This window comes from Haemophilus parainfluenzae (assembly GCF_014931415.1).
GTDB classification, from domain to species: Bacteria; Pseudomonadota; Gammaproteobacteria; order Enterobacterales; family Pasteurellaceae; genus Haemophilus_D; species Haemophilus_D parainfluenzae_AF.
In genome coordinates this window covers 1,821,068-1,840,167 of sequence record NZ_CP063121.1, presented here as the reverse complement: position 1 = coordinate 1,840,167, position 19,100 = coordinate 1,821,068, and the positions used below count along the sequence as shown (strand labels likewise).

Annotated in this window: 15 protein-coding genes; 12 read left to right on the top strand and 3 right to left on the bottom strand. The window is 40.3% G+C overall.

The window, feature by feature from the left end:
* The first annotated feature begins 149 nt into the window (after nt 1-149).
* From cysN to cysI, 3 genes are read left to right on the top strand one after another with little or no spacing between them, the layout of a single operon-like run.
* Nucleotides 150-1,433: a sulfate adenylyltransferase subunit CysN gene (gene cysN, locus INP93_RS08930; protein WP_197544715.1), complete on the top strand. Its 1,284-nt coding sequence runs from the start codon at nt 150-152 to the stop codon at nt 1,431-1,433.
* Between the two features lie 57 nt (nt 1,434-1,490).
* Nucleotides 1,491-3,284 carry an assimilatory sulfite reductase (NADPH) flavoprotein subunit gene (locus tag INP93_RS08925; protein ID WP_197544714.1) on the top strand — a complete coding sequence of 598 codons (1,794 nt, stop codon included), beginning with the start codon at nt 1,491-1,493 and terminating at the stop codon, nt 3,282-3,284.
* Between the two features lie 17 nt (nt 3,285-3,301).
* A complete protein-coding gene (cysI, locus tag INP93_RS08920; RefSeq protein ID WP_197544713.1) occupies nt 3,302-5,068 on the top strand; it encodes an assimilatory sulfite reductase (NADPH) hemoprotein subunit in 1,767 nt (588 codons plus the stop codon).
* A 93-nt stretch (nt 5,069-5,161) separates the two neighbouring features.
* Here cysI and fur read toward each other — a convergent pair whose 3' ends face one another.
* The 3 genes from fur to INP93_RS08905 all read right to left on the bottom strand — a co-directional run bounded on the left by fur (nt 5,162) and on the right by INP93_RS08905 (nt 7,067).
* Nucleotides 5,162-5,596, bottom strand: coding sequence for a ferric iron uptake transcriptional regulator (fur, locus tag INP93_RS08915; RefSeq protein ID WP_049366031.1), 435 nt, complete (start codon nt 5,594-5,596; stop codon nt 5,162-5,164).
* A 33-nt stretch (nt 5,597-5,629) separates the two neighbouring features.
* On the bottom strand, nt 5,630-6,154 hold the full coding sequence (gene fldA, locus INP93_RS08910) for a flavodoxin FldA (RefSeq protein WP_049362803.1): 525 nt from the start codon (nt 6,152-6,154) through the stop codon (nt 5,630-5,632).
* 127 nt (nt 6,155-6,281) lie between these two features.
* A complete protein-coding gene (locus tag INP93_RS08905; RefSeq protein ID WP_197544712.1) occupies nt 6,282-7,067 on the bottom strand; it encodes an alpha/beta fold hydrolase in 786 nt (261 codons plus the stop codon).
* 70 nt (nt 7,068-7,137) lie between these two features.
* Between INP93_RS08905 and seqA the strand changes: the two genes are divergently transcribed.
* From seqA to dnaX, 9 genes are all read left to right on the top strand, one after another.
* Complete coding sequence (seqA, locus tag INP93_RS08900) at nt 7,138-7,779, top strand: replication initiation negative regulator SeqA (protein ID WP_197544711.1); 642 nt, start codon at nt 7,138-7,140, stop codon at nt 7,777-7,779.
* A 4-nt stretch (nt 7,780-7,783) separates the two neighbouring features.
* A complete protein-coding gene (gene menE / locus INP93_RS08895; RefSeq protein ID WP_197544710.1) occupies nt 7,784-9,136 on the top strand; it encodes an o-succinylbenzoate--CoA ligase in 1,353 nt (450 codons plus the stop codon).
* 13 nt (nt 9,137-9,149) lie between these two features.
* On the top strand, nt 9,150-12,491 hold the full coding sequence (gene mscK / locus INP93_RS08890; RefSeq protein ID WP_197544709.1) for a mechanosensitive channel MscK: 3,342 nt from the start codon (nt 9,150-9,152) through the stop codon (nt 12,489-12,491).
* 15 nt (nt 12,492-12,506) lie between these two features.
* Nucleotides 12,507-13,580, top strand: coding sequence for a chorismate synthase (gene aroC / locus INP93_RS08885; RefSeq protein ID WP_197544708.1), 1,074 nt, complete (start codon nt 12,507-12,509; stop codon nt 13,578-13,580).
* Between the two features lie 65 nt (nt 13,581-13,645).
* On the top strand, nt 13,646-14,518 hold the full coding sequence (gene mepA / locus INP93_RS08880) for a penicillin-insensitive murein endopeptidase (RefSeq protein ID WP_197544707.1): 873 nt from the start codon (nt 13,646-13,648) through the stop codon (nt 14,516-14,518).
* 10 nt (nt 14,519-14,528) lie between these two features.
* Nucleotides 14,529-15,296 carry a TSUP family transporter gene (locus INP93_RS08875; protein WP_197544706.1) on the top strand — a complete coding sequence of 256 codons (768 nt, stop codon included), beginning with the start codon at nt 14,529-14,531 and terminating at the stop codon, nt 15,294-15,296.
* A gap of 9 nt (nt 15,297-15,305) precedes the next feature.
* A complete protein-coding gene (gene lpxM, locus INP93_RS08870; protein WP_197544705.1) occupies nt 15,306-16,265 on the top strand; it encodes a lauroyl-Kdo(2)-lipid IV(A) myristoyltransferase in 960 nt (319 codons plus the stop codon).
* A gap of 113 nt (nt 16,266-16,378) precedes the next feature.
* The gene (apt, locus tag INP93_RS08865; protein ID WP_005698770.1) at nt 16,379-16,921 is read left to right on the top strand and encodes an adenine phosphoribosyltransferase; all 543 of its coding nucleotides are present in this window, start codon (nt 16,379-16,381) and stop codon (nt 16,919-16,921) included.
* A gap of 16 nt (nt 16,922-16,937) precedes the next feature.
* The gene (gene dnaX, locus INP93_RS08860; protein WP_197544704.1) at nt 16,938-19,082 is read left to right on the top strand and encodes a DNA polymerase III subunit gamma/tau; all 2,145 of its coding nucleotides are present in this window, start codon (nt 16,938-16,940) and stop codon (nt 19,080-19,082) included.
* Nucleotides 19,083-19,100: the final 18 nt, after the last annotated feature.

Genomic DNA, 19,100 nt, shown 5'->3' with positions numbered 1-19,100 from the left:
AATTTTCTTAACGAAAAATTTGTAAACTCGCTACGCTCAAACAGTACAAATTTTTCTAAAAATTGAAAGTCGTTCAGGCGATTTATATGGGGCATTATTCAAAGATAATGAAATACAAAAGAATAATTAACAGAATATAAGGAAGAAATATGACACAACATTCAACTCCACTTCGTTTTATTACTGCCGGTAGTGTAGATGACGGGAAAAGTACCTTAATCGGCCGTTTACTTTACGATAGCAAAGCGTTATTGACCGACCAAATCAAAACCCTTAACGCAGGAAAAGAGAAAGGTAATAAAGAAGCCATTGATTTTTCTATTTTGACAGATGGTTTGGAAGCAGAACGTGAGCAGGGCATTACCATTGATGTAGCGTATCGCTATTTCTCTACGGCAAAACGTAAATTCATCATTGCCGACACCCCAGGACATGAGCAATACACACGTAACATGGTGACAGGGGCAAGCACGGCATCTGCTGCAATCGTCTTAATCGATGCTTCTCAGCTGAATTTTAATGAGAAACCGTTACAACTCTTACCACAAACTAAACGCCATTCAGCGATTTTACGTCAATTAAATTGTCCACACATTTTAGTGGCGGTGAACAAAATGGATTTATTGGATTACAGCGAAGAAAAATTCAATGCCATAGTAGAGGCGTATCGTCAATTGGCGGCACAACTTGGATTAAAAGATGTGCATTTTGTGCCGGTATCTGCATTGCTTGGCGATAACCTAGTATATGCAAGTGAAAGCACCTCTTGGTATCAAGGCGAACCTTTACTCACCATTTTAGAAAATTTACCGAGTGTGGATGAGGTGGGTCATTCCAATGCTGATCTCTATTTTCCGGTGCAATTAGTGGTGCGTCAGGATGCGGATAAAGCCGATGATTTCCGCGGTTATCAAGGTCGAATCGAACGTGGCTCAGTGCAACAGGGGCAGACTATTCGAATTGAACCGAATGGATTAACCGCTAAAGTGACCGAGATTATTACGCCAAAAGGTGAGGTGACACAGGCGGTGGCCGGGGAAGTGATTACCTTACGTTTAGATCGCGACATTGATATTTCTCGTGGTGATTTATTTGTAGATGAAAGTTCACCACTTACACCACAAAAGCAACTTGAAGCAACGATTTGTTGGTTTGATGAACGCCCACTAAATACCGCCCGTAAATATTTACTTAAACATGGTACACAAACCGTATTTGCCAAAATCAGTGAAATTGAAAGTGTGTTAAACGTTCATACACTCGAACAAGAAAGTGGTGCTACAGCCTTAAAGATGAATGATATTGCTCGAGTGCGTTTAAGTTTACAGAAACCGATTGTTGCCACAACTTATGAAGAAAATATTGCTGGTGGTGCCTTTATTTTAGTTGATGAAGCAACTTATAACACCGTAGCAGCCGGTATGATTCTTTAACTCGCGCTTTCTTAATGTGAATTTACTGATATTACTCATTTTCTTGTGGGGAAACTTATGCAACACAACAATCCATTACCAACAGAAATACTGAATCTCTTACCAACGCTAACGCCTTTTCAATTGGCATGGCTTTCCGGTTATGCCTGGTCGCAAGCTACCGGTGTAGAACAACAAGTTGCAGGGCAACATTTGGCAGCAAATTTGACCGCACTTTCAGCCGAACCTTTTTCAATTACGGTGCTTTCAGGATCACAAACCGGCAATGCTAAATCGGTGGCAGATAAAGTTGCCGCAGAGCTTACTGAAGCCGGTATTGCCGTGAAGCGTGTCGCCTTAAAAGATTACAAAGCGAAAACCATTGCAGATGAAAAATACCTGCTCTTAGTGACTTCTACGCAAGGTGAAGGTGAGCCACCAGAAGAAGGCGTGGTATTGCATAAGTTATTAAATGGTAAAAAAGCACCAAAACTCACCGAATTGCAATTTGCTGTATTGGGATTAGGGGATAGTTCTTATCCAAATTTCTGCCAAGCAGGCAAAGATTTTGATCAGCGTTTTGCCGAATTAGGCGCGACGCGTTTATTTGAGCGAGTGGATGCCGATTTAGATTACAGTGCAACCGCGGAACAATGGATCCGAGATATTGTGGCTATCGTAAAAGAAAAGGCTGCACAGGCTTCACCGGTTGTACAAAGTATTGCTACAGCTACAACCGCACCAGTAGCCAAGGAAAGCCAATATAATAAAGCCAATCCATTTCCTGCAACGTTAATTACTAACCAGAAAATTACCGGCCGTCAGTCGGATAAAGATGTGCGTCATTTAGAATTTGATTTAGCAGGTTCGGATCTTCGTTATCAAGCGGGAGATGCACTCGGTGTATGGTTTGACAATGATCCTAAGTTAGTCGATGAAATTTTATCGCTCGCGCAGATTAATCCTACTACAGAAGTGACAATTGAGGGAAAAACGCAAACTATTTCGACCGCACTTTTATCGCATTTAGAGCTTACTCAAAACACACCGGCTTTTGTGAAAGGCTATGCAGCCTTGGCGCATAACGAACAGCTGAATGATTTGGTTGCGGATAATCAAGCATTGCAAGAATTGGTTCAACGTACACCGATTGTGGATGTATTACATAAATTTCCTGCAAAATTAACCGCTGAACAACTGGTTTCATTATTACGTCCTTTAACGCCTCGTTTGTATTCCATTTCATCTTCGCCTGCAGAGGTAGGGGAGGAAGTACATCTAACTGTTGGCGTGGTACGTTTTGAACATGAAGGTCGAGCACGCAGTGGCGCAGCCTCAAGCTTTTTAGCGGATCGCGTAGAAGAAGATGGCGCTGTGCGCGTATTTGTAGAACATAATGATAATTTCCGTCTGCCAAATGATACGACTAAGCCAATTATTATGGTGGGTTCCGGTACTGGCGTGGCACCATTCCGTGCCTTTATGCAGCAACGTGTAGCCGATGAGGCAAGTGGTAAAAACTGGCTGATTTTTGGTAATCCACATTTTGCCAGCGATTTCCTCTATCAAACAGAATGGCAACAATTTGCCAAAGAGGGATTCTTGCATAAATACGATTTTGCTTGGTCACGCGATCAAGAGAAGAAAATCTATGTGCAAGATAAAATTCGTGAAAATGCGACCGCACTTTGGCAATGGTTACAAGAAGGGGCTTATTTTTATGTCTGTGGTGATGCATCAAAAATGGCAAAAGATGTGGAACAAGCATTACTCGAAGTCATTGCTAAAGAAGGCAATTTAAGTCCGGATGAAGCAGAAGATTATTTAAATGAACTGCGTGAAGAAAAACGTTATCAACGCGATGTGTACTAGATTTGTGGGGTGAAAAAATGACAGAGCAAAACAAACAAAAAGGCTTGGAATGGCAAGAAAAACCGCTTTCAGACAATGAGCGCTTAAAAACCGATAGTAACTTTTTACGCGGTACCATTTTAGATGATTTAGAGGATTCCTTAACCGGTGGTTTCCGTGGGGATAACTTTCAATTAATCCGTTTCCACGGTATGTATGAACAAGACGATCGTGATATTCGTGCCGAACGTGCAGAGGAAAAACTCGAACCGTTAAAATTTATGCTGTTACGTTGCCGTTTACCGGGAGGAATCATCAAACCATTCCAATGGATTGAATTGGATAAATTCGCCCGTGAACATAGCTATTATCGTTCGATTCGTTTGACTAATCGTCAAACTTTCCAATATCACGGTGTGCCGAAAAGCCAATTACAAACTATGCATCGTTTATTGCATAGCTTGGGGTTAGACTCCATTGCGACAGCTTCAGATATGAATCGTAACGTGTTATGTACTTCTAATCCAATTGAATCAAAACTGCATCAGCAGGCATATGAATATGCCAAGAAAATTTCAGAACACCTGTTACCACGTACTCGGGGTTATTTAGATGTATGGATTGATGGTAAGAAAGTCCAAAGTAGCGATGATTTTTTACAGGAAGAGCCGATTCTCGGGAAAACTTATTTGCCACGTAAATTCAAAACTGCTGTGGTGATTCCACCACTCAATGACGTGGATTGTTACGGGAACGACTTGGATTTTGTGGCGATTGCAGACGATAACGGTAATTTGGTTGGTTTTAATGTCTTGGCGGGCGGTGGCTTGTCCCTTGAACATGGTAACACCAAAACCTATCCGCATATTTCCCTTGAACTGGGTTATGTGCCGTTGGAATACACCTTAAAAGCAGCTGAAGCTGTGGTGACAACCCAACGGGATTTTGGTAACCGTAGCGATCGTAAAAATGCACGTAGTCGTTATACCATTCAAAACATGGGATTAGATAATTTCCGCGCCGAAGTAGAACGTCGTATGGGCATTCCATTTGAACCGATTCGTCCGTTTAAATTTACTGAACGAGGTGATCGTATCGGTTGGGTAAAAGGCATTGATAACAACTGGCATTTGACTCTCTTCATCGAAAGCGGACGCTTGGTGGATAACGATGAGAAAAAATTACTGAGTGGTGTGTTGGAAATTGCCAAAATTCATAAGGGCGATTTTCGTATCACCGCCAACCAAAATCTGATCGTGGCAAATGTAGCGGAAGAGGATAAAGCACAAATTGAGCAAATTGCACGTGATTACGGTTTGATTCGTGATGATGTGAGTAAATTACGCGAAAACTCAATGTCCTGCGTTTCTTTCCCAACTTGCCCATTGGCGATGGCAGAATCAGAGCGAATTCTTCCAAGCTTTATTGATGAACTGGATAAAGTGATGGCGAAACATCAAGTGGCTGATGATTATATCGTTACACGTATTACCGGTTGTCCAAATGGATGTGGCCGCGCAATGTTGGCGGAAATCGGTTTGGTGGGCAAAGCAATTGGTCGTTACAATTTGCATATCGGTGGGGATCGTGAAGGTGTGCGTATTCCACGTCTTTATAAAGAAAATATTACGATTCTGGAAATTATCAGTGAACTTGACACGCTGATTGGCCGTTGGGCAAGTGAGCGTCATGAAAACGAAGGCTTTGGTGATTTCACCATTCGTGCTGGCATCATTAAACCAGTGCTAAATGCACCCGTTGATTTCTGGGATGACTCAAAAGTGATTATTAAATCAGCGGCTTAATGTACAAAAGTGCGGTTGATTTTGACCGCACTTTTAGTGGAGATAATAAAAAACCTTAGGTTTTAGCCTAAGGTTTTGGTTTTTTAGCAAGAGTTATTTTTTCTCTTCACATTTGTTGATATCACTACATTTGCCGTAGAGATATAAACTGTGTGCTTTTAATTTGATGCCATGTTGTTCACTGATTTCTTTTTGACGTTGTTCAATAATGTTATCAGTAAACTCAAACACTTTGCCACAATCTTCACAGATAATGTGATCGTGGTGTTCTGTTGGCGCAAGCTCAAAAACAGATTTGTTACCTTCAAAATTATGGCGAATCAAGATATGCGCTTCATCAAATTGGTTAAGCACACGATATACAGTTGCAAGACCAATATCACTGCCTTGCTCTAACAAGATTTTATACACTTCTTCAGCTGAGAAATGCTCATGTTTATGCTCTTGCATTAATGCAAGGATCGTGAGCCGAGGTTCAGTAATTTTTAATCCTGCTTTTTTGAGTAATTTGATGTTTTCTTCAGACATAATGTTCCCTTAAATTTGCTAAATTAGAGATGGTTAAGCTAATTCTGCTAAACACATTTCATCGTAGATTTGTTTTGTCCATTTCTCTACGCGTTCTGCAGTAAGTTCAGGTTGACGATCTTCATCAATACATAAACCGATAAAGTTTCCATCATCTAATAATGCCTTTGATGATTCAAAGGTGTAACCGTCCGTTGGCCAATTCCCTACAATAATCGCACCGCGTGGTTCAACGATATCTCGTACTGTACCGATCGCATCACAGAAATAATCTGCGTAGTCTTCCTGATCGCCACAGCCAAAAATACCGACTAATTTGTCAGTAAAATCAATTTCTTCTAAGGTTGGGAAAAAATCATCCCAGTCAGCTTGCGCTTCACCGTAATACCAAGTCGGAATACCGAAAAGTAAAAAATCATAACCTTCGATATCTTCTTTAGAGCTTTTTGCAATGTCACGAATATCAACGAGTTCGTTACCTAATTGCTTTTGAATCATTTTTGCAATGTTTTCTGTATTACCTGTGTCACTACCGTAAAATAAACCGACAACTGCCATTGTTCTTTCCTTTTGAAATAAAATTAGGTGAGTAGAAAAAAAGATGAGGGTTCAAAGTCCTACAATTTGTGCGAACTATAACATAAATGAATTCTCATTTGAATAGAATAATTCTCATTTAAAACGATTAATTCTTATTTAGAAACCTATCAATTGCACGTATCACAAAATCAGGTTTTTCTGCATGAACCCAGTGCCCACAACCATTGATAGTGAACGAGGTTGCATTCGGGAATTGTTTTAGAATGGTTTCTGTATATTCAGGTTTAATATAAGATGAAAGCCCACCTTTGATGAAGAGAGTAGGCGTATTAGCGAAGATCTCTTGCCAATCCATTAGCTCTGCATAATGTTCAAAAAGTGCGGTCAAATTGAAACGAAAATATTCACTTGAAGTCGGCTCAAAAGATTTCAACATAAATTGCACCACACTCGGATCATCAATTTCAGTTTCTAAAATAGGCTTAGCTTGTTGACGAGTTTGTGGCTGCGCTTTTTTTACCGCAAACAAACCACGGAATACATCATCATGTCCAGCACTGCTATTTGCTACGGGGGCAATATCAATGACAACCAATTTTTCCACACGCTGCGGTTGAAGTGCGGTCATTTCCATTGCTGTTTTTCCGCCCATTGAATGACCAATTAAGATTACTTTATCTAATTGAAGGTGATCGATAAGTTGCCATACATCATCAGCCATGACATCGTAATTCATTGTTTCTGAATGAAAACTATGTCCATGATTGCGTAAATCTACGCGCAAAATATTATAGTTATCGCTAAATGCACGCGCGATGACACCAAGATTATTCATATCCCCAAACAAGCCGTGAATGAAAACTAAGGTAGGCGAATTAATTGATTGTTTTGCTTGGTGAAATTGATGGTTTAATAATTGGGAAGATGACATATATTTTGCGTGAGAATTTGGTTAGAAATCGTTATAATGGACGAAAATTTTAGCAAACGGAGAGAAAAAAATGAAGATAATTGAAGTCGATGAAGAATTATATCAATACATTGCGGCACAAACTCAATCTATTGGAGAAAGTGCGTCTGATATTCTTCGCCGTTTGTTGAATTTACCTACTCACGTAACAAGCTCGGTTGATTTCTTTGAGTCTGTAACTTCGACAGAAAACTCAAAAAGTGCGGTGCATTCTGAACCTGTTTTAACAGAAAAAACAACCGAAGTATCTCAACCAAAAGTTGAACCTGTCGAACCGCCAAAAGCAGTGAAAAAACAATCGGATGAAGCAATCAATCACATTGTTGATAAAGTGCGTGCACTCTTGAATTCTGCTGAATTTAAAGACGAGCCAAAAGCCGTTGTGCGTTTTTTAAGTATATTACGTACGCTTTATCGTACCAATCCAGAAAGCTTTGCACAGGCAACCGAAAGCTTGCAAGGCCGTACTCGTGTGTATTTTGCTCGTGATGAAGGGACGTTGCTTGTGGCAGGTAATCATACTAAACCAAAACAAATTCCAGATACACCATATTGGGTGATTACCAATACTAATAGTGGCCGTAAAATGTTGATGTTAGAAGGGGCGATGCAGTCTATGCATTTGCCGGAATATTTAATCGACGAAGTTCGCCCTTATTTCGTTAGCAACTAAGTCAATGCAAAAATTCCCTTGGCAAGCATTTGCCCAAAATTCAGCGTATGCAAATCAGGTCGCGTTGCGAAATTCGCAGGGCGATCCTTTTACTTGGGCAGAACTTGCTGAGAAAATTAATCAGGTAGAAGCCTTTCTTTTACAACAAGGTGTGACAGCGCAAAGTGCGGTTGCTTTTTGTGGTAAAAATTCAGAACAGATCTTATTTCTTTATTTAGCCGTTATTCAGCTAGGCGCAAAAATTTTAGGTATCAACCCTGCATTTCCTCAAGAAAAAAGAGAAGAATTGTGCCAAGTGTATGGGGTGGATTTTTGTTATCAAACCGAAGATATTTATTATTTAGCTACTAAAGCATTACCCGAACATAACGCTGACTTTACAAAAGCGGCAACGATGACATTAACATCGGGCTCGACTGGTTTGCCTAAAGCGGTGGTGCATAATGTGTCTGCTCATTTAGCTAATGCGGAAGGCGTTTGTGCCTTAATGAATTTTGGCAAAGATCAATCATGGCTACTTTCTTTGCCGCTTTATCATGTTTCCGGACAAGGCATTGTGTGGCGCTGGCTTTACGTAGGTGCAACCTTAGTTTTACCGAAAGAAGATTTTTATCAATCTATTGGTGAGGTTTCCCATGTTTCTCTCGTGCCAACGCAATTACAGCGTTGGTTTGATTATTTGGTAGAACATCGACAACCTATCCAAACTCAAGCGGTATTATTGGGTGGTACACAAATCCCCGTAAAATTAACCCAAGCGTTAAGTGAATTAGGGATTCGAAGTTATTCAGGTTATGGTATGACCGAAATGGCTTCTACCGCATTCGCTAAACAATCGGATGGAAAAATCGGTGTGGGGCAGCCTTTGCTTGGCCGAGAGTTCAAGTTAGTGAATGAAGAAGTTTGGCTAAAAGGTGCAGGACTTGCCATGGGATATTGGCGCAATGGGTGTGTTGAACCGCTTACTAATGCTGAAGGTTGGTTCCAAACCAAAGATAAAGGTCAATGGCTCGATAACGAATTAGTCATTCAAGGCCGATTAGATAATATGTTTATTTCCGGTGGTGAAAATATTCAGCCGGAAGAAATTGAAAAAGTGATTGCACAATCAGATTTAGTGAAGCAAGTCTTTGTTTTGCCTAAATATGATGAGGAATTTGGCCATCGCCCTGTCGCGATTATTGAATTTCATACATCCTTTAATGAAAGTGCGGTTGAATCTCTCAACGTTTTTTTACAAGGGCGACTGGAACGATTTAAGCAACCTGTTGCCTACTATGAACTCCCGCAGGATTTAATCCAAGGGGCAATAAAGATTTCTCGCAAGGCACTCGCCGATTGGCTGTCGCAACAATAGGAAAGTTAGTTTAATGAAAAATATCTCTCGCGTTTTGACCGCACTTGGTCTTTCATTTGTTTTTACGCTGGCGCTTTCTCAGCCTGTTTGGGCAGAGAATAATAATGCGGATTTACCGACGGAAAAAACACTAAAAAGTGAATTAGCCGAGGCACAAAAATTACCAGATGGTGATGAAAAAACAAATAACGTCGCGACAATCCAGGCTTCGCTTGATTTCTTGCAACAAATTCAAACACAGCAAAAAAATAATAACGATTTGCAAGATACGCTTATTGATGCTGAATCTGAAATTCAGAAGAATAGTGCTGATCTTCAAAATCTTAAAAAACAGCTAAGCACGCCAAATAGCGCCGATTATGCTTCGCAAAGTTTAGCGAATTTGCAGGCTCAGGTTGAGAAACTGACCAATCAACAACAGGATGCCCAATCAGCCTTAAGTGCCGTGAATACGCAACTTGCAGGGCAGAGCTCCGTGTCTGAACGAGCTCAAACCGCCTTGACAGATAATGTTAAACGTACACAAGAATTGAATCAGAAATTAGCTGATCCAACGACAAGTGCATTGTTGAAACAGCAAATTCAGCTTGAATTGCAACTGATTGAGCTAAAAAATATCTATAATCAAGTGCTATTAAAAAATAGCGATCAGTTGACAGTGCTTTATCAAAGTCGATATGAACTATTAAATACTCGTGTTCAAGCACTGCAGCAACAAATTGCAGCCATTCAAGAAGCGATTAATCAAAAAAATTTGGCTAAAACACAAAACCAAGTTGAGCAAGCGCAACAACAAAGCCAAAGTGTTGAGCAAAATCCGTTGATTCAGAAAGAGTTAGATTTAAATTCGCAACTTAGCCAATATTTACTTGAGCAAACAGAGAAAACCAATACATTAACGCAAGATGAACTACGCATGCGAAATGTGTTGGATAACTTAACGCAGACACAACGTACCATTGATGAGCAAATCAGTGCGTTACAAGGCACGTTGGTGCTTTCTCGCATTATTCAGCAACAAAAACAAAAATTACCGACCAATTTAAATATTCAAGGTCTTTCAAAACAAATTGCAGATTTGCGTGTACAGATCTTCGATATTACGCAAAAACGTAATGAGCTTTATGATATTGATGCCTACATCAGTAAAATTGAGCAGGATGAAAACAAATCATTTACACCTGCAGAAAAAACACAATTAACCAATTTACTCACTGAACGTCGTAAAGTGGGTTCTGATTTAATTAAATCGTTGAATAATCAATTGAATTTAGCGATTTCCTTAGAGCTAACTCAACAACAAATTACACAAATCAGTGATCAGATCCAGTCTAAACTCGATCAACAAAGTTTCTGGGTAAAAAGTAATAATCCAATTAATCTTGATTGGTTCAAGAAATTACCAATGTCACTTAAAGCGCAATTTGATGGCATTGGTAAAAAATTAGGGTTCCCAACAAACTTTGATAATTTGCCGTATTTACTGGCTTATGTGTTTATTCTTTTTGTTATTGGCGGGGTTATTCTTAAATTTAAAAACGCGATTAAACAACGTTTAGCCGTGATCAATGGCGAAATTAACACGCTTCGTTCCGATAGCCAATGGCATACACCACTTGCGTTATTCTATACGGCATTTTTATCGTTATCCGGTACGCTTTGGTTCTTAGCTGCTTGTCAACTTTTAGGCTTTTTCTTCGTGAAAAATCCACAAGAGTTTTGGGAGTGGTCGCTCAGTATGGCCGGCTATTGGTGGTTCTTTAGTTTTATTTTAGCGACACTTCGTCCGAATGGTATTGTCGTTCGTCATTTCGGCTTTAGCCAAGAAAGTGCAGCAAACATTCAGGATGTGACAAAACGCATTATTGTTTCAGTTGTTTTGTTATTAAATACGTCTATTTTTAGTAATGTAATGGATTCAGGACTTGCCAATGATGTTTTAGGTGAGATAAATACCATTGTTGCATTAATTTTCTGTATTGCCATTATTGCGCCACGATTCATTCGTACAGAAAAGTCATTTAATTTAAATGATACCGACCAACGTGATAAAAAGATTTTTAAACTCGTTCGTATTTTATTGCAATTGGTCCCTATTATTTTAATCGTCTTAATTGCGGTAGGTTATTACTATACGGCGCTCAATTTAATTACGCATTTAATTAATACCTATATTGCCTGGGTTGTTTGGTCGTTTGTACGCTATACCATCTATCGTGGTATTACCGTTGCCTCAAGACGTTTGGCTTATCGTCGATTACAAGAGAAACGCCAACAGAAACAGCAAGATAATCCGGAAGCATCAAAATCAGATGAAGTGGTGATTAATGAACAAGAAGAGGGATTAGCGTTAAATGATGTACGTAATCAGTTATTACGCTTTGCCGATCTCTTTATCTGGACCGCACTTTTTGCCATCTTATACTATGTATGGTCAGATTTGGTCACGGTGGTTAGTTATTTACGTGATATTACCTTGTGGCAACAAACTTCAACGACTGAAGCTGGCGTGGTGACCGAAACAATCTCACTCTTTAACTTGATTGTTGCATTAATCATTGTCGTGATTACCTATATTTTAGTGCGGAATATTCAAGGTATTTTAGAGGTATTGATCTTCTCCCGTGTGAAACTTTCACAAGGTACGCCTTATACCATTACGACATTATTAACATACGCCCTAGTTGCAGTGGGTGGCGCATGGGCATTCTCAACACTTGGTATGTCGTGGTCCAAATTACAATGGTTGTTTGCTGCGCTTTCTGTTGGTCTTGGTTTTGGTATGCAGGAAATCTTTGCGAACTTTGTTTCCGGTATCATTTTATTATTTGAACGTCCGATTCGTGTGGGCGATACCGTGACCATCAACGATGTAACCGGTACCGTGGCAAAAATCCGTATTCGTGCCATTACCATGATTGATCCGGACCGAAAAGAAGTGATTGTGCCAAATAAATCTTTTGTTACTGGACAAGTCACTAACTGGGCGTTATCTAATACCGTTACTCGTTTAGTCGTATCAGTTGGTGTGGCTTATGGTTCAGATTTAGAGTTAGTGAAACGCTTATTATTACAAGCAGCAAATGAATTGCCGACTGTTTTAAGAGATCCAGAACCAAGAGCATTATTCTTAAACTTTGGTGCTAGCACGTTAGATCATGAATTACGTGTTTATGTCGGACAAGTAGCAGATCGAAATGATACGCTTGATGCACTTAATCGTCGTGTGAATGAGTTATTTGCAGAAAATAATATTGATATTGCATTCAACCAATTAGATATCTTTATTAAGAATAAAGATACAGGCGAAGAAATTCCATTTATTGATGTGGCAAAATTAGCTCAAAACCATTAATTAAAGAGAGAAAATATGGCAGGGAATACTATCGGACAACTTTTTCGTGTGACAACCTTTGGGGAGTCACATGGTATTGCATTAGGCTGCATCGTTGATGGTGTGCCACCGAATCTTGAATTATCGGAAGCCGATATTCAACCTGATTTAGATCGTCGTAAACCGGGTACATCACGTTACACTACGCCACGTCGTGAAGACGATGAAGTACAGATTTTATCTGGGGTATTTGAAGGTAAAACAACGGGTACCAGCATTGGAATGATCATTAAAAATGGTGATCAACGTTCACAAGATTATGGCGATATCAAAGATCGTTTCCGTCCTGGGCATGCAGATTTTACCTATCAACAAAAATACGGTATTCGTGATTATCGCGGTGGTGGTCGTTCTTCTGCCCGTGAAACTGCGATGCGTGTTGCTGCGGGAGCGATTGCGAAGAAATATTTACGTGAGCAGTTTGGCATTGAAGTGCGTGGTTTTTTAAGTCAAATTGGCGAAGTGAAGATTGCGCCACAAAATGTCGGCAAAATTGATTGGGATAAAGTAAACAGCAATCCATTTTTCTGTCCGGATGAAAGTGCGGTCGAAAAATTTGATGAATTAATCCGTAAATTGAAAAAAGAAGGGGATTCGATTGGTGCCAAACTAACCGTGATTGCAGAGAATGTCCCTGTTGGTTTAGGAGAGCCTGTTTTTGATCGCCTTGATGCCGATTTAGCCCATGCCTTAATGGGAATTAATGCCGTTAAAGGTGTAGAGATAGGCGACGGTTTTGCAGTTGTTGAACAGCGTGGCAGTGAACACCGTGATGAAATGACGCCAAATGGTTTTGAAAGCAACCATGCTGGCGGTATCTTAGGTGGCATTAGCTCAGGTCAGCCAATTATTGCAACCATTGCATTGAAACCGACTTCTAGTATTACGATTCCTGGTCGTTCTATAAATTTAGAAGGCGAGCCTGTCGAAGTGGTGACAAAAGGGCGTCATGATCCTTGTGTTGGTATCCGAGCAGTCCCTATTGCAGAGGCAATGGTCGCGATTGTGTTACTCGACCATTTATTGCGTTTTAAGGCTCAGTGTAAATAACTCTTTTAAATTAAGCTTATTTTTTTCTTTTATTGAAGATAAGGTCATTCGTTTTAGGAAATCTTATGAATAAATCTTTAGCAAAATTACTTTCAAGTGCGGTTGTTTTAGGGAGCGTTTTTCTCTCGCTACAAACAACAGCCTCACCACAAGACTGGCAACGAATTAAACGTCCAATTCCTGCAACAGATGGTAAAGCGAATCCAATTGGTAGCTATTCGAATGGTTGTATTATCGGGGCGGAGCCATTGCCTTATAAAGGTGAGGGATACCAAGTGATTCGTATGAATAAAAATCGCTACTATGGTCATCCGGATATGATTGCCTATTTACAGCGTCTTGGACAAAAAGCGAAGTCAGCTGGCTTACCAACGATGTTGGTTGGCGATATTGCGATGCCTGGCGGTGGTCGCTTTTTAACGGGGCATGCGAGCCATCAAATGGGCTTAGATGCGGATATTTGGCTGCGTATGGGCACCATGACAGACAGTGAAGCGCTAAATTCTGACGGAAAAGGCTTACTCGTGGTGAATCGTCAAGCACAACGTGTTGATGAAAATGTATGGAATAACAATCATGCAACGTTAATCAAACTGGCTGCGCAAGATCCAAAAGTGACCCGTATTTTTGTGAACCCCGCGATTAAATTAAAACTTTGTCAAACTGCGGGTGATGATCGTGCGTGGTTACACAAAATTCGCCCATGGTTTGGACATGATTCACACTTCCACGTGCGCATTGCTTGTCCGAAAGATGCCGCTTATTGTGAAGATCAAGCACCTGTACCAGCAGGCGATGGATGTGGTGATGAACTTTATTCTTGGTTTGAACCCGCAAAACCAGGTTCAGGCTCTTCTAAACCAAAAGCGACACCACCAGAACCGTTTTTATGTCAGCAAGTGTTGAGTTCGCCAAACAGTAGCGAATGGTTAGAGTAGGAGTTAAATCATGGAATTGGGGATTGATATATTAGCCATGCTTTTTGCAGCTGCCTTTATTGCCGCATTTATTGATGCGATTGCGGGCGGTGGTGGCTTAATTACGATCCCAGCCTTATTAATGACAGGTATGCCACCGGCAATGGCATTAGGCACCAATAAATTACAAGCATTTGGTGGCGCGTTGTCGGCAAGTATTTACTTTTTACGAAAAAGAGCGGTCAATTTATCGGAATTTTCTTTCATCTTACTGATAATTTTTATCGGCTCGGTGATTGGTACGTTACTTATTCAAAATTTAGATACGTCATTAATTAAAAAAGGCCTTCCATTTCTCATTTTAGCGATTGGCTTATACTTTTTATTTACGCCTAAATTGGGCGAGAGTGATCGCAAACAACGAATTTCTTACGCCGTTTTTGCGTTATGTTTTGGCTCACTTCTAGGTTTTTATGACGGCTTTTTCGGACCGGGAACGGGATCATTGATGAATCTAGCTTGTGTGACCTTACTAGGATTTAACCTCACTAAAGCGACGGCGCATGCCAAAGTGATGAATTTAACCTCAAATTTAGCCTCATTAATTTTCTTCCTAATTGGTGGTCATGTGATTTGGACTGTTGGGTTAGTCATGATGGCAGGAAGCCTGATAGGCGCAAATTTAGGTGCTAAAATGGTGATGGCAAAAGGCAAACAACTGATTAGACCGATGGTGGTGATTATGTCATTTATCATGACGATAAAAATGGCGTATGATCAAGGTTGGTTTCATTTTTAACAATTGATTATGACAGATTCTCAGAAAAAATTACGTATTACGGCACGAACGGGTTATGAACCACATTTTTCATGGTCATATTTGCATCCGAAAAATTGGGGCATTTGGCTTGGTATTTTTGTGCTTTTATTATTGGCTTTTGTACCGTTTCGTTTACGCGATAAATTAGCTGAGAAATTGGCACGAGCACTGACGAAAAAAATCGGTAAACCACGTATTCGTGCCGAGATTAATTTGAAACTCTGTTTCCCTAATTGGACGGCAGAACAGCGTGACAAAGTGATTGAAGAGATGTTTGTGACGGTCGCACAAGTGATGCTCGGTATTGGTGAAATTGCTATTCGCTCTAAAAAGCATTTACAAAAACGCAGCGAATTTATTGGTCTTGAGTATATCAAACAAGCCAAAGAAGAAGGGCATAACATCATTTTGATGGTGCCACATGGTTGGGCAATTGATGCCTCTGGCATTATTTTGCATACACACGGCATGCCGATGACGTCAATGTATAACCCTCACCGAAATCCCTTGGTGGATTGGTTGTGGACTTTAGCACGTCAACGTTTTGGTGGCAAAATGCATGCTCGTCAAAATGGGATTAAGCCATTTTTAGCACACATCAAACAAGGTCAAATGGGGTATTATCTTCCCGATGAAGATTTTGGTGCTGAGCAAAGTGTCTTTGTGGATTTCTTTGCTACTTATAAGGCGACGCTTCCTGGGTTGAACAAAATGGCAAAATTAGCGAAAGCGGTGGTTATTCCAATGTTTCCACGCTATAACGCCAAGAGTGGGAAGTATGAAATGGAAATTCGCCCACCGATGCAATTAAGCGACGATCCTGAGCAATCAGCCCGTGCGATGAACGAAGAAATTGAATATTTCGTTACGCCAACCCCCGAACAATATGTCTGGATTTTACAGCTTCTTCGTACTCGAAAAGACGGGGAAGATATTTACCCAGATTAATTCATTTTATTTACAAAAGTGCGGTCAAAATTCACCGCACTTTTGTATTTTTCTATGCTAGAATGCGAGCCTAAAAACAGGATTTTTTCTTACTCTTTTTTGAGCAATTATTTATGAACAAACAACTTGAATTAATCAAATCTTCTATCAAATCTATCCCAAATCATCCAAAAGAAGGCATCATTTTCCGTGATATCACGAGCTTGCTTGAAGTGCCTGCGGCTTTCAAGGCAACAATCGATTTGATCGTTGAAAAGTATAAAGATCAAGGTCTCACAAAAGTAATTGGTACCGAGTCTCGTGGATTCATTTTTGGTGCGCCAGTTGCATTAGCATTAGGCTTGCCATTTATCCCCGTTCGTAAACCGGGCAAATTACCTCGTGAAGTGATTGCACAGTCTTATCAATTAGAATACGGTCAAGACACCCTTGAATTGCACACAGATGCCATTTCACAAGGCGATAATGTGTTAATCATTGATGACTTGTTAGCGACAGGCGGTACAGTTGAAGCCACCGTGAAATTAGTTCAACGTTTAGGTGGTGAAGTGAAACATGCTGCCTTTGTGATTAATTTGCCAGAATTAGGGGGCGAAAAACGCTTACGTGATTTAGGCATTGATTGCTACACTTTAGTGAATTTTGAAGGTCATTAATTTTTAAAGAGATGCGATGAGCTACCAAGTTTTAGCCAGAAAATGGCGACCAAAAAACTTTTCTGAAGTAGTGGGACAAAGCCATGTGCTCACTGCTTTGGAAAACGGTTTAAAAGAAAACCGTTTACACCATGCTTATTTATTTTCCGGCACCCGTGGCGTGGGTAAAACCTCCATTGCTCGTTTATTTGCGAAAGGCTTGAACTGTGTAAACGGTATTACTGCCGATCCTTGCGGTGAATGTGAAAACTGTAAAGCGATCGAAGCAGGCAACTTTATTGATTTAATTGAAATTGATGCGGCTTCTCGTACTAAAGTAGAAGATACGCGTGAGCTATTAGACAACGTGCAATATAAGCCGGTAGTGGGGCGTTATAAAGTTTATCTAATCGATGAAGTCCATATGCTTTCCCGCCATTCTTTCAATGCGTTGTTAAAAACCTTGGAAGAGCCACCTGAATATGTGAAATTCCTACTCGCTACAACGGATCCTCAAAAATTACCGATCACCATTTTATCTCGTTGTATGCAATTTCATCTCAAAGCATTAGATGAACCGCAAATTTCAGAACACCTTAACCGTGTACTTACTGCCGAAAATATTCCTTTTGATGCACCAGCATTAGATAAATTAGCCAAAGCGGCACAGGGTAGTATTCGTGATAGCTTAAGTTTAACGGATCAAGCGATTGCCATGGGTAATGGTAAAGTTTCCACCGATGTGGTGAATACCATGCTTGGGCTATTAGATGAAGACCAACCGATTGAAATTATTTACGCCTTACACCAAGGTAACGGTGAGCGTTTAATGAAAACCATCCAAACAGTGGCAGAAAAAGCGGGCGATTGGGATGAGTTACTGGCAGAAACGGCAGAGAAATTACATCAAATTGCATTAATGCAGTTACTCGCTAAAAATGCTACGGATGAAAACGATCATCTCGGTTTTCTGGCTAAACATATTTCACCGGAAGACGTACAATTTTTCTATCAAGTGATTGTATCGGGTCGAAAAGAATTGGCCTCCGCACCAAATCGTCGAATTGGTGCAGAAATGACATTATTGAGGGCGTTGGCATTCCACCCAAAGTTCCTTACGGCAGCACAAACGCCTAAACAAGGCGGGCTATCCACTGAACAAAATACACAGAAAAGTTCGGTTGAAAGTCAGCCTGTTTCTGGGTATGTGGATATGCCGGTGCTGTCGCAAAACATCAAAGCAAATTATTCTGCACAAGCGCAAAAGCCGATGGCTCAATCAGCGGTTGTACATTCATCACCTTCTCAACCTGTTTCCACGCAAACCACATCTTCATTGAATTTAGCTAGCCTTGCTGCGCTAGAAGCATTGAATCAATTAACGCAAATTGAGCAATCAGAGCGCCAACATCATCATGATGAACAGCAAGCCGCCGTAGAAGAAACCTTGCATCATCTCCAAGCGTTGGATGAGCAAAAAAATTCACCAAAAATGACCGCACTTCCTGTGCGAGAGATGACACCACCGAAAGCGACGCAAACGAAAGCAGCGGTGCCAAATCCAATTACTCAACAAGCAGAAGCGTTAAAGCAAAGTGTTGAAACGGTTGAAAATACCATTGATGACAATGCTGAAATGGACGCGGAAGAGCAGGAAATTCTGGATGCGGAAACTTACCGTTGGGAGTGGAGTAATCCGGATTTAGCTAAAGTGGATAGCGGTGTGCGACCTTCTGATATTAAACAGGCGATTTTGAAAGATGTGACACCAGAATTGCGTGAGAAAATTATTCAAATTACACAAAAACAAGATCCTTGGACGGATATTGTCGAACGCTCAGGCGTAAGTGGTTTTTCAAAAGAGTTGGCATTAAATTGCTTTATTAAGTCGCAAACAGAAGATGAAATTCAACTCGGGCTTCATTCTGAAAAAGCCCATTTAAAACAAGATCGAAATATTAAAAATTTAGTGGATCATCTTGAACGTTTATATGAAAAACCAGTCAAATTGTCGATTTTTGTTGAAGATTCCGATGTTTTAACCCCGATGGATTACCGTAAAAAAGTTTATCAGGAGTTGCGTGAACAGGCACGTACGGATTTACAGCAAGATAAAAAACTACTTTTATTACAAAAAGAGTTTGATGCAAAGTTGGATGTCGAAAGCATTCGACCAGTCTAAAACTCATTTCTCTAAATT